Origin of the sequence: Anaerorhabdus furcosa, from assembly GCF_900167375.1 — a bacterium.
Lineage (GTDB): Bacteria > Bacillota_I > Bacilli_A > Erysipelotrichales > Erysipelotrichaceae > Anaerorhabdus > Anaerorhabdus furcosa.
In genome coordinates, this window is the sequence record NZ_FUWY01000004.1 from 139,827 (window position 1) to 160,660 (window position 20,834).

A 20,834-nucleotide genomic window follows, 5' to 3' on the forward strand; every position below is an offset into this window, starting at 1 on the left:
GATTAACCCTCCTTATTACTTATAGTTTCCTACTTTTTGAACTATTTGTAAAGCAAAGTACACTGTATCATTAAGAAATTGAATAAATATGAGCTTTCACTTATTTCAACACATCTGCGAATGATGCTTTCGCAAGATATGCATTTGTTAATTCCTTCATCTTCTTTAAATCGCCTAGCAAGATAAATCCACAAATTAAGTTGTTTGCGAAATACAATTTTTCATAAGTTCCTTTTTGTGAGTCACTAACTTCTACCGTTTTATATTGAATATTTGGATTTTTCCCAGTATCACCTATTGCGTATAAATTTGTATTCAATCCAAAGAAAGATAATGCTCCTAAAACAGTTGTATACGCTTTATCATCTCCTGCTGCATTAGCACCAGCAACTTTTCCCATTTCAACTGCTTCTGACCAAAGAGAATAATTAATTTGATCAAACTCTGCGCAATCTCCTGCTGCATAAATATCCTTATTACTTGTTTCCATATGATCATTGACTACAATTGCACGATTGACTTCAATACCTGCATCTTGAGCAATTTTCGTATTTGCACGTACTCCAGCAGATATAAGAACAAGATCCGCAGGAATTACTATTCCATCTTCTAATTCAATACCTTCAACTTTTGTTGTTCCTAAGATTTTCTTTATCTTTACACTTGTATGTAGATCTAAACCATTCTTTTGCAATACGTTACGTAAAACATTGGAAGCACCTTCATCAAGTTGGCGTGGCATTAAGTGTGGTAATAATTCCAATACAGTTACATGGCATTTTGATTTATGCATCTCCCATGCAGCCTCAAGTCCTAGAACTCCTCCACCAATTACTACAACATTTTTAGTGTTTGGTAATAATTCAGTAATACGTTTTACATCACTTACGCTGCGAATTGAAATTACCTCTTGAAGTGTACTTCCTTCAATTGGGGGTACAAATGAGGTTGATCCAAGTGCATAAATACATTTGTCATAAGTAATCACTTCACCTTGATTTAAGGTAACTTCTTTTTTATTTGGATCTAAGCTAACTACTTTTGTATTTAATCTTAAATCTATTTTATTATTTTTATACCATTCTGCTTTTTCAATTGCCATTTGGTTTTCTGTAAAGTTTGCAAGTAATGCTTTAGTCAACATTGGCCGATTATATGGTAAATATGCTTCCTCTGATATCATCGTAATCTTGCAAGTATCATTTCTAAAACGAATTTCACGTGCAGCGTTGTATGCAGCTACACCACCACCTAAGATAACAAAATGTTCTTTCGTATCGTGGTGATGGGTTAAAGTTAAATCTTCCACTGCTATAAAGTTTTCTTTCCCTACACCACATACTGGGCAAATATCTTCTGTATCATCCAAAATCGCACCACAAATCATACATTTAACTTTACCACTTTTCTTTGGTTCTAATTTTTCATTTTTTTTATCTAAAAGTACACAACCAAAGTTATATCCAAAGTCGTATGCTTCAACCAGATTTGCTTCACTTGGTTTAAAACGAATTCTAAAACCATCTACTACTTTTAAACGAACTTGTTTCAAACGCTCAATAATGTGCGGAACACCTTCACCACTCCAACCATAGCTTCCAAAAGCACTTGCAAGTTTACCACCATGAACAGGTCCATGAAGAGAAATCGCTAGCTCCCAGATAGGTTCTAATGCTTCACCAACTATAGTTGGTGTACCAAACAAGATACCATCTGCATACCCTATCTCTTCAAGCACTTTTGCTTTATCAGAATGATTCATATCATAAAGTCGTACATCTACCGTTCCACTTGCCTTAATACCCTCTTTAATCTTATTCGCAAGTTGTTCCGTGTAGCCATAAGCACTAACATATGGAATGATCACGGTTTTTCTAACATTTGGGTTCTTCGCTTCACACCATGTTCTATACGTCTTCATAATTTCATCAATCTTGGTATCTAAAACAGGTCCATGTCCCGTACAAATCATATCAATCTCTAAATCTTGAATACGGTTTAAACCCTTAACCATGAATGGATTCTTAAATGGTCCAATAATATTATCAAAATAATATTTAAGTGCTTCTTGGTAATCTTCTTCATTAGTTACCTTGCTTCTTAAAACATCTTCAAAACTGTAGTGTGCACCAAAAGAATCACATGTAAATAAAGTCTTATCTTCATTAATGTAGGTAAACATTGTATCTGGCCAATGAAGATTTGGTAATGGCATAAAATAAAGTGTCTTATCACCTAGTGATAAAGTATCCCCTTCTTTAACGGGTAAACTGTAAAAATCACGATTCATAATTTCTTTCAAGAATCCAATAGCAACTGGTGTTGCAACAATAATAATGTTTGGATTAATCTCAATTAATTTTTCTAAGCTTCCTGTATGATCAGGTTCAGTGTGATTCAGTACAATATAATTAATTTTTGAAATATCTATTAATGATTTTAGTGTTGATAAATAATCTTCAAAGAAATTTAATTTTGCAGTTTCTATCAATGCAATTTTTTCACTACCTTCAACTAAATAAGAGTTGTATGTAGTTCCAAACTTAGTTTCCATAATGATGTCAAATATTTTTAGTTCCGGATCAAGTACCCCCGTCCAAGTAATTCCTTTTTTTAGTGATAATGTTTTCATATGTATCCCTCCAATGATATCTTATTCCTTCTAAATATTGGTTGCAACAGATTTACTCTTCTTCTTAACCACTATTTTTTAGTTCGTAAAAACTAACCATTTAAACCAACTTATTTTCTATAAATTCATCCACCACTTTATTAAATAATTCTGGATTTTTTTGTGCTATAAAATGATCTCCTGGAATGATTTTAAGTTGGCTATCTTGAATCATTTCAGCTATCAATTGTGTATGACTCTCTTTAATATCATCCTTAGAACCTGCAATCACCAGTGTCTTCGCTTTTATCTTCTTTAACTCTTCTATGTGTATGTTTGGATCTTTTACCATTAAGCGTACCATCTCATAGGTTGATATTGCTTTTTTATTAACCCTTGAATAGAGTTTATACCAATTGTATTGTAGTGTTGTTGGAATCTGAAATCGTAGTTTAACCCCTCCAGTATTCAAATTAGCACCATTGATGATTAACTTATCTACGACATGGGGATACTTTGCAGCAAAAAGAAGTGCAATATTACCACCATCTGAAAATCCTAACAAATGGAATTTATCAATCTTATTTACAGTAACATAGTCATATAAATCCTCAACAAACTGTCTTATTGTAAATGGTTTAGTACCTCTTGGTGACAAACCATGACCTCTTGTATCAATCGTAATTACTTTATATCGTTGACTAAAGTATTCCACTTGGTAATTAAAATAACTACTATCTTCATTGTTACCATGTAATAGAATGAATACTTTACCCTCTCCTTTTGTTTTAGAATAGAGTTTTATCATATAATCCTCCTCATAACTAAATTCATTATATCACCATGAATCATCATGAATACAAAAAAAATCCCATCAAATGATGGGATTCATATCTTTGAATTAAGCTCCGATTTTTGCTACTTCTTCAGCAAAGTTTTCTTCACGTTTCTCAATACCTTCACCTACAGCATAGCGAACGAATTCAACTACTTCAGTGTTAGCTTCTTTTAAAACTTGACCAACTTTTTTGTCTTGATCTTTGAAGAAGATTTGATCAACTAAACTCATTTCTTGTAGTGATTTGCTTACACGACCTTCAACGATTCCTTGTAATACTTTTTCAGGTTTTCCTTTTAAAGATTCATCATTTTTCATGATTTCTTCTTGGATTGAACGTTCATGTTCAACGATTTCTGCAGGCATATGAGCTCTTGAAACATAGCTTGGGCTCATTGATGCAACTTGCATTGCCATATCTTTAGCAACTTCAGCATTTGTACTGTCTTTTAATACAACACATGCACTGATTTTTCCACCCATATGGATGTATGAACCAAAGATATCACTATCGTTTTTAGTTAATACTACGAAACGACGAAGAGTAATTTTTTCTCCAATTGTAGCTGTAGCATCTACAAAACATTCTTCAACTGTTTTACCTTTCATAGAAAGCTTATTTGCTTCTTCTAAAGTAGTAACACCAGCATTTAATAATGTTTCAGTAGTTGTATTTAATAAATCTAAGAATTGATCATTCTTAGCAACGAAATCTGTTTCTGAGTTAATTTCCACTAAGCAAGCTTTGTTTCCATCAACGATAACTTTTGATAATCCTTCAGCAGCAATACGATCAGCTTTCTTTGCTGCTTTAGAAATTCCTTTTTCACGTAACCAGTCGATAGATTTTTGGATATCGCCATCACACTCAGTAAGTGCTTTTTTGCAATCCATCATTCCAGCGCCAGTAATTTCTCTTAATTCTTTTACTTGTGCAGCAGTAATTGCCATGTTTATTCTGCCTCCTTAGTTTCTTCTACTTTTTTTCTAGGAGCTCTTTTAGGTTTTGCTTCACCCTCTACTGCAGCTTCTTCAGCTACTTTTTTAGGAGCTCTTTTTGGTTTTGCTTCTTCAGCTTCTGGAGCAGTTGCTGCTACAGGTGCTGCTTCAGTTTTTGGAGCTTCTTCTATATTTTCTCTTTTAGTAAATGAGCGACGTTCACCGAATTGACGACGGTTTTGACCATCTCTAGGACGGCGTTCTTCCATTCTTTGACGACGACGTTTTTCATTTTCTTCAGCTTGTTGTTCAACATTGATGATAACATCTTTCATTGTGATATCTTCAACTGACATATCTTCTTGATATGCAACTGTTAATAAACCACCCTTAGCTTCAACGATAGCATCAGCCATAAGTCCAATCATTAATTTAACTGCACGAATAGCATCATCATTAGAAACAATTGGGTAATCCAACATATCAGGATCAGCATTTGTATCGATAAGACCAAATACAGGGATGCCTAATTTTTTAGCTTCTGCAACTGCATTGTGTTCTTCAGTAGGATCTACTACGAACAATGCATCTGGAAGTTTCTTCATTTCTTTAATTCCGCCTAAGAAGTTTTCTAGACGAGTTTGTTTTTTACGCATTAATGCGATTTCTTTCTTTGGATATAAATTAATTGTTCCATTTGCATCCATTTCTTCAATTTCTAATAAACCTTTGATTGATTTTTGAATTGTACGGAAGTTTGTTAAAATTCCTCCCAACCATCTTTGGTTTACATAGAATGAACCTGAACGTAAAGCTTCTTCAAGAATTGGAGTTTGAGCTTGTTTCTTTGTACCAACGAATAATACTTTACCACCTTTTTCAGTGATATCCTTCATTGCTGCATAAGCATCATCTAACATAGTTTGTGTTTGTGCTAAGTCGATAATGTGTACCCCATTCTTTGCTGTGTAGATATATGGTTTCATCTTAGGATTCCATCTACGTGTTTGATGTCCGAAATGAACACCATTTTCTAATAACTTTCTCATTGAAACAACTGACATTTTAATTTTCCTCACCTTCCGTTGTTTTCCTCCACCATTTCTAACATTGACAACTCTAACTTGAGCACGGAGTCAATGAATCCATGATGTGTGAATTAAGCACTGTCGTGCCGAGGTATAATATAGCATAAAATCCCTTTAATTACAAGGGATTTTGTTATTTTCTAGACCGCGGATGTGACATCTTAACAACTTTCTTCAAACGATCTACCGTAATATGGGTATAAATTTGAGTAGTTGCTAAATTTTCATGTCCCAAGAGTTCTTGTACAACCCTCAAATCTGCACCATTATCAAGCAAATGCGTTGCAAAAGAGTGCCTTAACATGTGGGGATGAAGCTCCAAAGGAATACCACAACGATCCCCAGCATCCTTCAACATGTATTGTACATATCGATTTGAAACTGGTTTACCACTCTTTGAAACAAAAAGATAACCATGTTCCTCTTTGATAAATTGACTACGCGCTTCTTGAATATATTTTTTTAGTAATCTGCCACATTTAGGATAAAAAGGAATCATTCTCTCTTTATTTCCTTTTCCAAGTACAATTAAAACTTCTTGATCAAAATGGACATCATTTACTTTAAGTGTAGTTGCTTCACTTACACGTAAGCCACAAGCATAGATAGTTTCAAGGATTGCTCGATCACGCAAACTTCCAGGATCTCTTATATCAAAGCTCGAAAGAATATCTAGCACTTGATCCAGTGTTAAGAAATCTGGCAACTTCTTGCTCGTCTTTGGATTTTTAAATCCTTGCACTGGATTGTTTTCAATATTTTCATAGCGATTCAAGTAACGAAAAAAAGACCGCAAAGAAGAATACACTCTAGAAATACTTGAGTTGGTAACTTTCCTGCCACCAATTTTACCATTTCTAAGTAGTGCAACATAATCCATTACAATCTCTTTGGTTACATCTTCAAAAGAAGACACATCTAAACTAATCAAGTATTCAATAAAACGGTTGATGTCTCTACGATAAGCATCTTCTGTTTTACTTGAGCCTGATTTACTCATTTTTATATAATTTAAGAATTGATCTAAACTTTGATCAAGGGTATCACTTCGCATAACTTATCTTGTAGTACTTTAAGAGCTTGAGGTGCATAGGCATCCTTCTTATCTTTTTTCTTAAAGTCTCCTTCTAATCTAAGTATACCAAAGTTCGCATTCATTGGTTGAAAATGTTTTGCATCAGCATGAGTAATATAGTGCACCATTGCCCCCATCATGCATTTGTTTCCCAAGATGACTGGTTCTTGTTTCTTTAATACTTGAGCCATGTTGATTCCTGCAAGCAATCCCGACGCAGCACTTTCAACATAACCTTCAACTCCAGTCATTTGTCCTGCAAAAAACAAATCATCTCTTTTTATAGATTGATAAGTTTCTTTTAAACATACTGGCGAATTTATAAATGAGTTACGATGCATGACACCATAACGTACAATTTGACAATTTTCCAAACCAGGAATCATATTTAAAATTCTTTTTTGCTCAGGCCAAGTTAAATGAGTTTGAAATCCAACAACATTATAAAGAGAGGCAACTGCATTATCTTGTCTAAGTTGAACCACTGCATAAGGACGAACTCCATTGTGTTCAAGTCCTACTGGTTTCATTGGACCAAAAAGTAATGTTTGCATTCCTCTTTTAGCCATTACTTCAAATGGCATACATCCTTCAAAGTATACTTCTTCTTCAAATTCTTTAATTGGTACTGTTTGTGCTTGTATTAATTCACGATAAAAAGCATCAAACTCATCTCTTGTCATTGGACAATTGATATAGTCAGCTTCACCTTTATCATAACGTGATTTAAAATATGCCTTAGAAAAATCAATACTCTCTTTTTCAATAATAGGCGCTGCTGCATCATAAAAGTAAAATTGCGCAGATTCTAAGAAAGCTTGAATACTTTTCGATAATGGTTCACTAGTAAGTGGTCCACTTGCTAAAATACAAGGACCCTCTGGTATTTCTATGATTTCATCCATGACTACTTCAATGTTTGGATGATTATGTATTTCTTCACTAACACGACGAGAAAACTCTTCACGATCAACCGCCAATGCACTTCCAGCAGGAAGTTTTGTTTCATCTGCAATTTTCATAATTAAAGAATTGCACATTCTCATTTCTTGCTTCAGTAAACCAACTGCATTGGTTAATGCATCACTGCGCAATGAATTTGAACATACAAGTTCTGCAAATTTTTCTGTTTTATGAGCAGGTGTCATTTTCTTTGGACGCATTTCAACGAGTTTCACTTTAAAACCTTGATTTGCTAAATGCCAAGATGCTTCACATCCTGCAAGTCCTGCTCCAACTACAGTTACATCACTCATTTTTTCTTTGCTGCCTTTCTTCTAAACTTAGGCGCTTCTTCACCTTCAATGTTTTCAATATGTTTACATTTAGGAAAATTACTACATCCTAAGAAGTAATTACCATAACGACTTTTGCGTTTTAATAATTCTGCACCACACTCTGGGCACATTTTACCTGATGGTTCTGGTTTTTCTTTTTCAGGTTGTTCAATCTTACGTGTATATTTACACTCAGGGAAAGTACTACATGAAATAAATTTACCAAAACGACCTACACGATAAACTAAATCATTTCCACACTCTGGACATGCTTCACCCACTTTTTCAGCTTCGATCTTTTCCATATTTTCATATGCATGATCTACAAGTGGTTCAAAACGATTATAGAAATCTCTTAATGATTTAACATAATCTGTTTCCCCATCAGCAATTCCATCTAATTCACTTTCCATTTGTGCTGTATATTTAACATTAATGATGTCATTAAAATACTGATCTAATTTCTCAGTTGTTAACTCACCTTGCTCTGTTGGGAAGAATACTTTCGTCTTTGATGTTTCTGTACTTTTTTCTAAACTTACATAACCTCTAGCTTGAATCGTATCAATGATCATTGAATAAGTACTTGGTCTACCAATACCTTCTTCTTCCATTTGTTTAATTAAACGAGCTTCACTGTAACGAAGTGGTGGCTCAGTAAAGTGTTGATTGCTTTTTAATTCTTTTGCATTCATTGTTTCTTTTTCATTTAGTTCTGGTAAAATTACATCTTTACTTGATTCATAATCAGAATAAACAGCCAAATAACCATCAAATGCCAGCTCTGTTCCATTGGCAGTAAAATCATGTTTATTTTGTGATAAGGTAACCGCAACTGTATTTGTTTTTGCAGGTGCCATTAAAGATGCTAGTGCTCTAGCATAAATCATTTTATAAAGTTTATATTGTTCTGCACTTAAATAGTCTTTCACTTCTTCTGGCGTATTCGCTAAATTAGTTGGACGAATCCCTTCATGGGCATCTTGACTGTTTTCATCATTCTTAACTTTATAGTTTCCTAAATAATCCTTACCAAAATCATCTACGATTTTTTCGTGAGCTGCTTTAATAAATACATCACTTAAACGAGTACTATCGGTACGCATATAAGTAATTAACCCCTCTGTACTACTTTTTAATTCAATCCCTTCATAAAGTCTTTGTGCAATTGACATAGTTCGTTTTGCACTAAATCCTAACTTAGTTGATGCTTCTTGTTGAAGAGTAGAAGTAATAAAAGGTAGTTTTGGTTCTTTCTTACGTACTTGTTTCTTAACGTTGGTTATTTCAAATTCACCAAGACATGCTTCATAAGCAGCTTTTGCATCAACTTCATTTTTAAGTTCTGCTTTCTTGCCATTTATCTTAGCTAAGCTCGCATTGAATTCTTTACCATCCTTATTAAAGATAGCATCCAGTGTCCAATACTCTTCTGGAATAAATGCTTTGATTTCTTTTTCTCTATCTACAATCAATTTTAAAGCAACAGATTGAACTCTACCTGCAGATTTACTCTTAATTTTATTTTTCAATAGTTTTGATAATTTAAATCCAATGATACGGTCTAAGATACGACGAGTTTCTTGTGAACGCACAAGCCCCATATCAATGGTACGAGGATGATCAAAAGCACCCAATACGGCATCTTTTGTGATTTCATTGAAAACAACACGATTGACATCATCCACATCTAATCCTAATACTTGTGCAAGATGCCATGAAATTGCTTCTCCCTCACGGTCCGGGTCAGTTGCAAGATAGACTTGATCTACTTTTTTAGCACGAGCCTTTAAATCTTTTACAACATCCTTCTTTTCCTTACTTACAGAATAGCTAGGTGCAAAATCATTTTCAACATCGACACCGAGTCCATCTTTTCCTTTTATTGCAAGATCACGAATGTGTCCCTTACTTGAGACAACTTCGAAATCCTTTCCTAAATATTTTTCAATTGTTTTTGACTTTGATGGTGATTCCACAATCACTAAATTTTTCATACTTTTCACCTCGAAATGTTATTATCCAAACTCTTGTATTGTTTACGATATCCTAAATTAACACACTTTTCAACACATTGCAATGTATTTAAATTTCTATTTTATCAAGCGATGGAATGATTTGAGCTCCTTGATCAATCAATAAATTGCATCCCTCACCCTCTTTTTCACCCAAACGATGAGGTACCACATAAACCTCTTTTGATAAGGAAATAGCCTCATTTACCGTGAGCATTGTGCCACTTTTAATCCTTGCTTCACACACAATACAAGCTTTAGATAATGCTGCAATGATGCGATTTCGCCAAGGAAAATGATGACGTTTTACTTTGGTATAAAACGGATATTCTGATAAAATCAGATGTTTATTCTTTAGTTCATCATATATCTTTTGATTACAACTTGGATAATTTATGCTCAATCCACTTCCAATAACTGCAATTGTTTTACCCTTTTTCAAAGCTACTTCGTGCGCTTTTGCATCAATTCCTTTAGCAAGACCTGATACAATTACATAGCGATTCGCCAAATCTTCAACTAATTTCTCCGTTACAAAATTTCCATATTCACTTGGATTTCGAGTACCAATAACACTCATACATGATTTTTTAGTTAATGATAAATCTCCTTGATAAAATAAAATCCAAGGAGGAAATCTTAAATCTCTTAATTGATTTGGGTACTCATGATCAACAATGGTCACATATTGTTCCAGGATAGGTGTAATTATAGGTTCATCATGATTTTTGATTTTGAGTGCAATTTTATCCCAATCACCTTCTACTTCATAAGCATAGTAAGCTATTCTCTCTGAATATTTCATCATATCACCTACTTTTATATACGAAATAAAAAGTGGTTTCCCACTTTTATAAATCCAATTTCATTTGCAAGCAGTTTTGAACAGGTCCATAACTTCTTCTATGTATTTCTAAGACACCATACTTTTCTAGTGCTTCTAGATGTTGTTTGGTAGGATATCCTTTATGTTGCTTAAATCCATACGCTGGATACTGTTTATCATATTCAATCATGATGCGATCACGTGTTACTTTTGCAAGAATACTTGCAGCAGCAATACTTATACTTTTTTGATCACCTTTAATTAAAGAGACAACTTCTTTTGTTTGGTTTGGTAAAGGCATTGCATCGGTTAAAACAACCCCTACACTTGCCTTTGATGCAATTCGATCCATTGCATTTTGAGTAGCGCGATAAATATTCTCATCATCAATTACTTTTGGTTCTATAATTTCAATAAAATATTCTTTTGCTTCTTCAAGAATTAAATCATAAAGTGATTCTCTTTTCTTTAATGATATCCCTTTTGAATCATAAATATCATCATTCTCATATCCTTGATTAAACACAACACCCGCAACAACCAAAGGCCCTGCAAGTGGTCCTCTTCCTGCTTCATCAAGTCCAACAATCAGTCTTGATTGTCCCCAATAAAGAGTTTCGTATTCGTTTGTAGTATGCTTAGACATCTACTTTCTCCCACGTAATTCTCCCACATTTGTCAGCTCTAACATCTTTGATAAAGAAATCAACGGAACGATCATAATCCACTTCATTATTTGCTTTAATTAAGTTTTTACTTCTTCCAATTTCTTCAATCATTTTGTAAGGATCATCCACCACTTCTATACCATAAAGATGGGTAAGATTTTCTGGATATTGTGCAATTAATCGTTTCATCGCAAATGCTGCAATTTCTTCTAAATTTAAGATTTCATCTCTTATTGCACCTGTCAATGCCAAATAATATCCTACTTCAGGATCTTCAAATTTTGGCCACAACACACCTGGTGTATCCAATAATTCTAAATCTTTATTTAACTTAATCCATTTCAAAGCACGTGTAACTCCAGGTTTATTGGCAGTTTCCGCAACTTTCTTCTTAACAATGCGGTTAATCAATGTAGATTTACCAACATTGGGAATTCCACACACCATCGCTCGAATTGCTCGTGGTCTTATCCCTCTTGAAATTTGTTTATCAATCTTAGGCTTCATTACTTTCTTACAAGCATTTACAATAATTTCGACAACGTTATCATGGATTAAATCTACCGAAACAACCATCGTTGTATCATTCGATAATGCTTGAATCCATTTCTCGATTTCTTTGTTATCCCCTTTATCTTTTTTAGATAAAAGAATTAAACGAGGTTTACCTTGAATAAGCTGTTCAATCATTGGATTTTTACTCGCATTGGGTATACGACTATCTCTTAATTCGATGACCATATCTACAGTTTTCAATGCTTCTTGCATTTGCCTTTTAGCACGAGTCATATGACCTGGAAACCAGTTAATATTCATCATTTCTTGATTATTCTCATTCTCTGGCATAACTTCACCTCCTCTTTATTATTTAATCAACACTTCCAAAACGATTAAATGGATAAAGAATAAAAATTCCTTTTCCCATTACTTGTGATTCTTTAAATGGACCATACTCTCTTGAATCTTTTGAATAAGGACGATTATCACCTAAACAAAATATTTCATCAGGTCCTAGTGTAATTTCTTGTATATCATTTGTAAATAAACCAAATTTTTCTTTTTCTTCATCTACATATTTTTGATCAAAGAATGGTTGTTCAATAGGTAGTTCATTAATATAAAGTACATCATTCTTAAAAGATAATGTTTCATTAGGTAATCCAACTACTCTTTTAATTAAATTCTTCCCATCATCCGTTTTGACCACAACAATATCAAATCGATTGATATCATGCAATACTTCTACTGAGAAAATATTGGTTACTCCCACAGATTGATCAATCACTGTTGGATACATTGAATTTTGATTAACACGTACTGGCCTTGCAATAAACTTTGTAATTACAAAGATGATAATAAAACTAATTAACAATGTTTTTAAGAAATCCAATATTTCAGCTTTCCAATTTATATCTTTCATCACCGACACCTCATGTCTATTATACAATAAAAGCCGGATAACCGGCTTAAATTAACGAATTTCTTTAATACGAGCAGCTTTACCAGAAAGTCCACGTAAGTAGAATAGTTTAGATCTTCTAACTTTACCTTTACGAACTACTGTAATTTTGTCGATAATTGGTGAATGAACTGGGAAAGTTCTTTCTACCCCAACACCACTACTAATTTTACGAACAGTGAATGTTTCTCCAATACCTCTTCCTTGCTTAACGATTACTAATCCTTCGAATGCTTGGATACGAGATTTGTCTCCTTCTTTAATTCTTACGTCAACGCGTACTGTACAACCTGGACGGAAGTCAGGAATGTCTGTGCGAAGTTGATCTTTAGTAATTTCATTTACTAAGTTTAAATTCATCTTCATTTTCTCCTTTTCATCAAGTAAATCAATTGTTCATTCATCCAGTGATCAGCGGAACATTGACGCCATTAGGCTAGAAAATGATACCATAGTCCTACTTGAATTGCAAGTAAACATTTAGTGGTAATCTTTTCTTTATTTCAATGTCTTCATTCTATCTTAAAGTTTATTTTCTGATTTTATAGCTTCAAGTAGCTTTACTTCTTCTTTGCTAAATTCACGATTTTCTAACAAATCTGGACGATTTATATAAGTATTCTTTAGTGATTCTTTTAAGCGATATTGTCGAATGTTTTCGTGATGTCCAGATAAGAGTACATCAGGAACTTTTTTACCATCATATTCAACCGGTTTTGTATAATGTGGATACTCCAATAGTCCATTTTCAAAGGATTCATCTTGGTGACTCTCTTCCATAATGACACCATCTAATAAACGAATAACTGCATCAGAAACAATCATCGATGCTAATTCTCCACCTGTTAAAATATAGTCACCAATGCTAAGCAACCCATCAACATAATCATAAATACGGGCATCTAACCCCTCATAGTGACCACAAATTAAGATCAAGTGTTCAATTGATGCATACTCACGAGCTTTCTTTTGTGTAAATGTTTCCCCTGCTGCCGCAAGTAACAATACCTTTGAATTCTCAGTTCTTACCGATGCCAATGCATCCAAAACAGGTTGGCACATCATCACCATGCCACGACCCCCTCCAAATGGAGTATCATCAACATGATTGTGCTTATCCAATGTAAAATCACGGATATTTATACATTCAACTGTCACTTTTTCTTGCTTGATAGCACGAGCAATAATACTCGTATGAACAAATCCATCAAACATTTCAGGGAATAGCGTTAAAATTGTTATTCTCATAACAATCCCTCAATAACTTTAATTTGGATGATTTTCTTTGCCATATCCACACGCAATATAAATGCTGGATTATATGGAACAAGGCCTGTAGAACCATCTAATTTCTCTATGCGTAATAAGTTGTGAGCTAAGCCTTCTTCTACTCTTAATACAGTACCCAAAGGATCTCCTGTTTCATTTACAACTGTAAGACCTACTAACTCAAAGAAATAATATTCACCATTTTTAAGAGGATGTAAATCACTTTTGTTAATATACAACTCAACGCCTTTAAAACATTCTACATCATTGATATTTTCATATCCTTTGAATTGAATGATCATCATTCCTTTATGCTCTTTAGCACTTTGGATTGTCATTTCTTTGTACTTGTCCTGAATGAGCAGTTCCACTTTACTTCCTTTTGCAAATCTTTCCTCAGTAAAATCAGTGAAACTTTTTATTTTTAGTTCCCCTTTAATGCCAAATGTATTTGTAATAACGCCTATTTTTAATTTATCCATCGTATTTCTCCTATCAAGAAAGAAAAAGGATGCACAAGCATCCTATAGTGTTAATGTTTCAAATTTGATCGTAATCTTCTTATCTTCAATTCTAGAAGCAATAGACATCATTTGTCTAAGTGCTGATGCCATAGAACCTTGACGTCCAATTAAACGAGCAACATCTTCACTCTTAGCGTAAACATAAAGTATGATTTCGTTCTCATTTAAGCTAGGCATCTGACGAACATCCAAAGAATTTGCCTCTTCCACCATTGGTGTTACAAGATTAAGCAATACTTTTTCTAATTCTACCATAACTATTTTGCGCTTTTCTTAGATTCGTGGAAAGTTTTCATAACACCTTCTTTGGATAAGATATTACGAACTGTATCAGAAGGTTGAGCACCTACACTTAACCATTTCATCGCTAATTCAGTATCTAATTTAACTGTAGCTGGTTGAGTTGTAGGGTTATAGAAACCGATAGTTTCAATGTCGCGTCCATCTCTTGGAGAACGTGAATCTGCTGCAACAATTCTATAGAAAGGAGCCTTCTTTGCACCCATTCTTTTTAAACGTAATTTAACTGCCATTGTGATTTCCTCCTTGTTATTTAACCTTTACTATAATATAAGAAACGAAACAAGGTGTCAAGTCTTTTTGCTTAACACCTTGAAATTTATTTTTTACCAAACATACCACCAAGATTTGGTAGTTTACCACCTTTACTTAAAGCACCCATCTGTTTCATCATTTTTTGCATTTTCTCAAACTGACTTACCATCTTGGATACTTCTTGTGGCGTAGAGCCACTTCCCTTGGCAATTCTATTCTTTCGACGATTATTTAATATGGAAGGATCTTCTCTTTCTTCTAGTGTCATACTTTGAATGATTGCTTTTTGCTTCTTTAATCCTTTTTCAGCATCTGCATCATTAATCATGTCAGCATATTGGTTCATGCCTGGAAGCATCTTTAAGATACCACCAATAGGACCCATCTTCGATACTTGTTCAAGTTGGCTTAACATATCCTCCATCGTGAATGTACCTTCCATCATTCGTTTTGCAGCTCTCTCAGATTCTTCTAAATCCATTTTTTCTTGGGCTTGCTCAACAAGAGTAACAATATCACCCATACCCAAAATTCGATCAGCCATACGATCTGGATAGAATAACTCTAAATCATCAATCTTTTCACCTTGACCAACAAACTTTACAGGAACTTGTGTAATGGAACGAACAGATAGAACACCACCACCACGAGAATCACCATCAAATTTAGTAACAACTAAACCTGTAACATTCAATTGTTCATGGAATGATTTCGCCACTTGGACAATATCTTGTCCTGTCATTGCATCTACTGTTAATAAGATATCATTAGGATGAACTAAATTCTCGATTTCTTTTAATTCATTCATCAATTCTTCATCAATGTGCAAACGTCCTGCCGTATCAATGAACACTGTATCATAGCCTTTTTCTTTTGCATAAAGCATCGCTTGTTTTACAGTTTCTGTAGCCGGTGTTTCAATTCCCTTTGTAAATACTTCAACATCAATAGATTTACCCAATGTTTGAAGTTGTTCAATTGCTGCTGGACGAATAATATCCGCTGCAACAAGAAGTGGATTACGATTATGTTTTTTCTTAACTAAATTCGCAACTTTTGCGATAGATGTTGTTTTACCTGTACCTTGTAACCCAACCATCATGATGACAGTCATACCATCTTCTGCATAATTAAGAGTTGCTTCTTGTGTTCCTAATAGTTCAACGATTTCATCGTGTACAATTTTAACCACCATGCTTGAAGGATCAACTGCTTCCAATACATCTGTCCCGAGTGATTTTTCCTTAACACGCACTAAAAAATCTTTTACGATTTTATAATTTACATCTGCCTCTAGAAGTGCAATTCTGACTTCCTTTAGCATATCCTCCATATTTTTTTCTGTAAGTCTTCCTTTACCTGATAAATCACGTAAAGCTTTATTCAGTCTATTACTTAATGAATCAAATGCCATAATATCAACGCCTTTCCACACTATGATACCATAAAACAAAAGAAAACAGACGCATTTTTTGCATCTGTTTTATAAGTTTATCCTATTGTTTTGATTCAGTAAGCGTTACATCTGTAACAATTTGTTTACCATCACGTACCACAGTCATTTGGATTGTATCACCTACATTGTATTCTTTAATAATTTTCTTCAAATCACTATAACTTGTAATTTCTGTATCACCTACAAAGATAATACGGTCATAAGCTTGAAGTCCAGCCTTTTGAGCACCTGATCCTTCAATAACTTCACTAATGTATAACCCAGGAACAACTTGTCCATTGTTTTGTGTTACTTCTGATAAATAAACACCAATTGTTGCACGATTTGAAACATAACCATTGTTGATAAGTTGGTCTGCAACATTGACTACATCATTCGATGGAATCGCAAATCCCAATCCTTCAACATCGCTACCACTTGATTTTGCATTAACAATTCCAATTAACTCACCAGCACCATTAAATAGTCCACCGCCTGAGTTACCAGGGTTTACTGCAGCATTGGTTTGAAGTAAATTCATCGTTTCGTTATCGATTGTGATTTCACGATTTAATGCACTAATAATACCATCTGTAGCTGATCCACCAAGGGTACCTAGCGGATTACCAATAGCGATAACCCCATCACCAACTTTTAAGTTATCTGAATTTCCAATAACTGCCGCACTTAATCCTTTTGCATCAACCTTAATGACTGCCAAATCTGTCGTTGGATCTGTTCCAATTAATTCAGCCACATAAGTTGTACCATCTGATAAGGTCACATTGATGTTTCTTGCATTGTTGATGACATGGTTATTTGTAACAATATACCCATCACTTGTAAGCACAACACCTGAACCTGCACCTTCTGATACATATTCTTGAAGCATGAAGCCATTAGAAACTGTTTCCGTTCTAATTTCAACCACACTCGGTGCTGTATTTTCAATAATTTTTTGCATTGATAAACCATCACTACCTAGACTTGTATTGGCAATATTTGACGTACTATTTTGAACAATAGTACTACGTGGTCCTTGAATTTGATTTGCTAAATAACTTCCACCAAATCCAAATGTTCCCGCCACTAGTGCAACTGAAACAAGTAATTTAGTTGTAGAGTAATTTTTAGGTTCTTTTCTTTCAACCTTTACCGATTCTTTTACAGGTTCACTTTCAACTTTTACTTCTTCACGTACTTCTTCTGTTTTCATTTCTTCTTGTTTTTCTTTATTTTCTGTCTCATTCCAGACTTTATTAATCAATTTATCATTTTTTGATTCAAACATTGTATTTCCTCCTTTGTACGTTCATACTATACCAACTCTTTGTGAAAAGAAAATGTTTTGAACTTGAACTTTATGTGAAGATGTACTTATATTATAGTTAATTCAGGAGTATTATAATAGGTAAAAAGGGAGGTTTGACATATGAAATTATTAGCTATTGATTTAGACCAAACACTACTCCATACAGACAAACTAGTTTCCGATTTTACAAAAAATGTATTTGCAAAATTAGATAACAGGGACGATATCAAAGTAATTGTCGCGACAGGACGCTCTTATTTAAGAGCGAATAATTATGTTGAAGCTATTAAAGCGGATGGGATTATATCCTTAAATGGTGCAAAAACTAGTTATCATTCTAAAATAGTCAGTGAATATCCAGTTGATGAAACAAATGCAAAAGACCTAATTGAATCCTTATTAAAACTACCTGATACCTATGTAAACATAACTTATCCCGATGTAATCCTTACAAACAATGAGACTTTAGTAACAGGCGATCATGTCCATGAATATACTAATTACTCTTTAATTAATACAAAAGAAATACAAAAAATCTCTCTTGTTACAAGGCATCCTGAATTAATACTCAATTTTGACACAAGTCCTTATCATTGCAAACTCATTACCGCAAAGAATAATCCAACATACTTTGTACTACTCAATGAGAAAGTATCAAAACTAACAGGTTTAGAAGATTTGTGTAGACACCTTAACATAACACTAAAAGATGTCATTGCTTTTGGTGATGATTACAATGATCTTGACCTATTGATGAATGCTGGGCAAGCAATCGTTGTAGATAATGGCGCACCTGAAATCAAACAATATGCTACTACTATTTGTGAGTCAAATGATCAAGATGGTGTCGCTAAATGGATTGCTCAACACATCCTTAATGAATAAATCAAAAACACGGTTTCCCGTGTTTTTATATATCCATCGTATTTTGTTTAATTAAATCATTTTTCAAATCAAATAATTTTTGCGAATAATCAACATAATAACGATGTGGATAACGCAAACGCTTTACTTCTTCCCACAATGTATCCATTTGTTCAACGCAATATTGTCTTACTTCTTCTGTACTTGGTGCATGATAGACACATTGACCATTTACGAAAATAGGGACTTGAAGTTCAACATAGTGATAGTTACGAATTCGTTTTTGTTTCCATGGTGCTGTTGGATCAAATAGTAAATATTCATCTTTACTAATCACTTCATCTTTAAGCGCTAAAATATCCGCAATAGCTTGATTTGTATCATTATCATAGAAACGAATGACTTTCTTAAATCCAGGATTTGTTACTTTCTCTACATTGCCACTGATTTTAATCTTTGGTATAATTTCACCATTCTTTTCATTGGCTACCACTTTGTATACACCACCAATAACAGGTGTACTCTTTGCCGTAATCAAATTCTCACCTACACCAAATGAATCAATCTTCGCATCTTGTAAAATCAAATCATCGATAATGTATTCATCTAGTGAATTGGATACTACAATTTTACAGTCTTCTAACCCTTCTGCATCCAACAATTTACGTGCTTTTTTTGATAGGTAAGCTAAATCGCCTGAATCAATACGAATTCCTTTTAAGCGATGACCATTTGGAATTAAATATTCTTTGGCTACTTTGATTGCATTGGGGATCCCTGAATGAAGGGTATCATAAGTATCCACCAACAAGGTGCAATTATCTGGTGTTACTTCCGCATAACTTCTAAATGCTTCAAGTTCTGAATCATGTAATTGAATATAGCTGTGAGCGATTGTACCCGTTACTGGCACACCATACTTTTCACCAGTCGCTGTACAAGCAGTTGCACTACAACCTGCAATATAAGCTGCTCTAGCACCCTCAATCGCTGCATCCACACCATGGGCACGACGAGAACCCATTTCAAGTACTCCTCTTCCCTGAGCTGCACGAGCGATACGATACGCTTTGGTTGTAACTAGCGTTGAATAGTTTATACAAATTAATAAGATTGTTTCTAGTAGTTGTGCTTGAATAAGTGTTCCACGAATTGTTACTAACGGTTCATTCGCAAAAATAGGTGTACCCTCTTTTACTGACCAAACATCTACATTGAGTTTCAAATCTTTTAAATAAGCTAGAAATTCTTCATCGAAATAATTTGTCTTACGCAAATAATCAATGCATTCCTCATCAAATTTAAAGTCCTTCACAAAATCAATAAAACGATGAAGTCCGTTAAATATCATAAATCCGCCACCATCAGGTATTCTTCGAATAAACATATCAAAATATGCAATTTCATTGTGCTTGTTTTGCTTGAAGTAAGCATATGACATCGTAAATTCATAGAAATCAGTCATCAACATCAATTCTTTAAAGTCCATTGCAAATCTCCTTTGCACTTTCAGCTATATAAATACCTGCACCTCTTAAAATAGAAAATGCCATTTTATTGTATTCATTTTGACTATGCCCTGGCATTCCAAAAGTTTCAACACTATCTTGAACTACTGTAACTTTAATATCTAAATTGTGTTCATTAATATAACTTTGAAGAGATATCGCAAATTGTAGAACACAAATATCTGTACAACAACCCACACAAATATATTCATCACAATCCAATGCATTAAATGTTTCTAAAAATTTAGGAGCCATAAATCCATTCGTTGAATTTTTAAGTATTGTAACCATATGATTTTCATATGGTTTTAATGCATCTATTAATTGAGATTCACTTGTTCCTTCTAAACAATGAGGAGGAAATGCTCCAAATTCTTTACTCTCTTTTTGATGAGAATCTCTAAAATTTAATATTGGATACTCTTTCTCAATAAACTTTTTTGATAAATCAGAAATATTACTTGTGATTGAATTTATTGATTGATCGCTTAGCGCTCCTTCAAAGATAAATCCATTAATCATATCAATTACTACTAAACATGGTTTTCTCTTGTTCATATTTGTCATCTCC

Annotated in this window: 21 protein-coding genes; 1 reads left to right on the forward strand and 20 read right to left on the reverse strand. The window is 33.9% G+C overall.

The features are described from left to right. Positions 1–100: 100 nt before the first annotated feature. The 18 genes from B5D14_RS07535 to B5D14_RS07620 all read right to left on the reverse strand — a co-directional run bounded on the left by B5D14_RS07535 (position 101) and on the right by B5D14_RS07620 (position 17,870). Entirely contained in the window at positions 101–2,632 is a 2,532-nt protein-coding gene (locus tag B5D14_RS07535; protein ID WP_078711990.1) for an FAD-dependent oxidoreductase, read from the reverse strand. Between the two features lie 100 nt (positions 2,633–2,732). Beyond that, positions 2,733–3,419 (reverse strand): alpha/beta fold hydrolase, encoded by a 687-nt coding sequence (locus B5D14_RS07540; protein WP_078711991.1) that lies wholly within the window; start codon positions 3,417–3,419, stop codon positions 2,733–2,735. Between the two features lie 93 nt (positions 3,420–3,512). Next, the gene (gene tsf / locus B5D14_RS07545) at positions 3,513–4,400 is read right to left on the reverse strand and encodes a translation elongation factor Ts (RefSeq protein ID WP_078711992.1); all 888 of its coding nucleotides are present in this window, start codon (positions 4,398–4,400) and stop codon (positions 3,513–3,515) included. A gap of 2 nt (positions 4,401–4,402) precedes the next feature. Next, a complete protein-coding gene (gene rpsB / locus B5D14_RS07550) occupies positions 4,403–5,452 on the reverse strand; it encodes a 30S ribosomal protein S2 (RefSeq protein ID WP_078711993.1) in 1,050 nt (349 codons plus the stop codon). A gap of 157 nt (positions 5,453–5,609) precedes the next feature. Continuing rightward, the gene (xerA, locus tag B5D14_RS07555; protein WP_078711994.1) at positions 5,610–6,530 is read right to left on the reverse strand and encodes a site-specific tyrosine recombinase/integron integrase; all 921 of its coding nucleotides are present in this window, start codon (positions 6,528–6,530) and stop codon (positions 5,610–5,612) included. Beyond that, positions 6,500–7,807: a methylenetetrahydrofolate--tRNA-(uracil(54)-C(5))-methyltransferase (FADH(2)-oxidizing) TrmFO gene (gene trmFO / locus B5D14_RS07560; RefSeq protein WP_078711995.1), complete on the reverse strand. Its 1,308-nt coding sequence runs from the start codon at positions 7,805–7,807 to the stop codon at positions 6,500–6,502. The genes xerA and trmFO overlap by 31 nt, the downstream gene beginning before the upstream one ends. Then, a complete protein-coding gene (gene topA, locus B5D14_RS07565; RefSeq protein ID WP_078711996.1) occupies positions 7,804–9,825 on the reverse strand; it encodes a type I DNA topoisomerase in 2,022 nt (673 codons plus the stop codon). The genes trmFO and topA overlap by 4 nt, the downstream gene beginning before the upstream one ends. Before the next feature lie 88 nt (positions 9,826–9,913). After that, complete coding sequence (gene dprA / locus B5D14_RS07570; protein ID WP_200804779.1) at positions 9,914–10,648, reverse strand: DNA-processing protein DprA; 735 nt, start codon at positions 10,646–10,648, stop codon at positions 9,914–9,916. Positions 10,649–10,694: 46 nt separating this feature from the next. Further along, positions 10,695–11,315 carry a ribonuclease HII gene (locus B5D14_RS07575; protein WP_078711998.1) on the reverse strand — a complete coding sequence of 207 codons (621 nt, stop codon included), beginning with the start codon at positions 11,313–11,315 and terminating at the stop codon, positions 10,695–10,697. Beyond that, a complete protein-coding gene (ylqF, locus tag B5D14_RS07580; protein ID WP_200804780.1) occupies positions 11,308–12,183 on the reverse strand; it encodes a ribosome biogenesis GTPase YlqF in 876 nt (291 codons plus the stop codon). Before ylqF ends, B5D14_RS07575 begins: the two co-directional genes overlap by 8 nt. Positions 12,184–12,205: 22 nt before the next feature. Continuing rightward, positions 12,206–12,757, reverse strand: a complete 552-nt coding sequence (gene lepB, locus B5D14_RS07585) for a signal peptidase I (protein ID WP_078711999.1) — start codon at positions 12,755–12,757, stop codon at positions 12,206–12,208. Between the two features lie 51 nt (positions 12,758–12,808). Then, entirely contained in the window at positions 12,809–13,156 is a 348-nt protein-coding gene (rplS, locus tag B5D14_RS07590) for a 50S ribosomal protein L19 (RefSeq protein ID WP_078712000.1), read from the reverse strand. Between the two features lie 162 nt (positions 13,157–13,318). Continuing rightward, positions 13,319–14,044, reverse strand: a complete 726-nt coding sequence (trmD, locus tag B5D14_RS07595) for a tRNA (guanosine(37)-N1)-methyltransferase TrmD (protein WP_078712001.1) — start codon at positions 14,042–14,044, stop codon at positions 13,319–13,321. Beyond that, positions 14,041–14,547, reverse strand: a complete 507-nt coding sequence (rimM, locus tag B5D14_RS07600) for a ribosome maturation factor RimM (protein ID WP_078712002.1) — start codon at positions 14,545–14,547, stop codon at positions 14,041–14,043. Before rimM ends, trmD begins: the two co-directional genes overlap by 4 nt. A 42-nt stretch (positions 14,548–14,589) precedes the next feature. Then, on the reverse strand, positions 14,590–14,844 hold the full coding sequence (locus tag B5D14_RS07605; protein ID WP_078712003.1) for a KH domain-containing protein: 255 nt from the start codon (positions 14,842–14,844) through the stop codon (positions 14,590–14,592). Positions 14,845–14,846: 2 nt separating this feature from the next. Then, positions 14,847–15,122: a 30S ribosomal protein S16 gene (gene rpsP, locus B5D14_RS07610; protein ID WP_078712004.1), complete on the reverse strand. Its 276-nt coding sequence runs from the start codon at positions 15,120–15,122 to the stop codon at positions 14,847–14,849. 86 nt (positions 15,123–15,208) lie between these two features. Next, on the reverse strand, positions 15,209–16,558 hold the full coding sequence (gene ffh / locus B5D14_RS07615; protein WP_078712005.1) for a signal recognition particle protein: 1,350 nt from the start codon (positions 16,556–16,558) through the stop codon (positions 15,209–15,211). An 82-nt stretch (positions 16,559–16,640) separates the two neighbouring features. After that, positions 16,641–17,870 (reverse strand): S1C family serine protease, encoded by a 1,230-nt coding sequence (locus B5D14_RS07620; RefSeq protein WP_200804781.1) that lies wholly within the window; start codon positions 17,868–17,870, stop codon positions 16,641–16,643. 141 nt (positions 17,871–18,011) lie between these two features. Between B5D14_RS07620 and B5D14_RS07625 the strand changes: the two genes are divergently transcribed. Continuing rightward, on the forward strand, positions 18,012–18,776 hold the full coding sequence (locus tag B5D14_RS07625; protein WP_078712006.1) for a Cof-type HAD-IIB family hydrolase: 765 nt from the start codon (positions 18,012–18,014) through the stop codon (positions 18,774–18,776). Positions 18,777–18,801: 25 nt separating this feature from the next. On the opposite strand, the gene B5D14_RS07630 is transcribed toward B5D14_RS07625, so the two are convergent. Beyond that, entirely contained in the window at positions 18,802–20,244 is a 1,443-nt protein-coding gene (locus B5D14_RS07630) for a nicotinate phosphoribosyltransferase (RefSeq protein WP_078712007.1), read from the reverse strand. Beyond that, on the reverse strand, positions 20,234–20,821 hold the full coding sequence (locus B5D14_RS07635) for a cysteine hydrolase family protein (protein ID WP_159443757.1): 588 nt from the start codon (positions 20,819–20,821) through the stop codon (positions 20,234–20,236). Before B5D14_RS07635 ends, B5D14_RS07630 begins: the two co-directional genes overlap by 11 nt. Positions 20,822–20,834 lie beyond the last annotated feature (13 nt).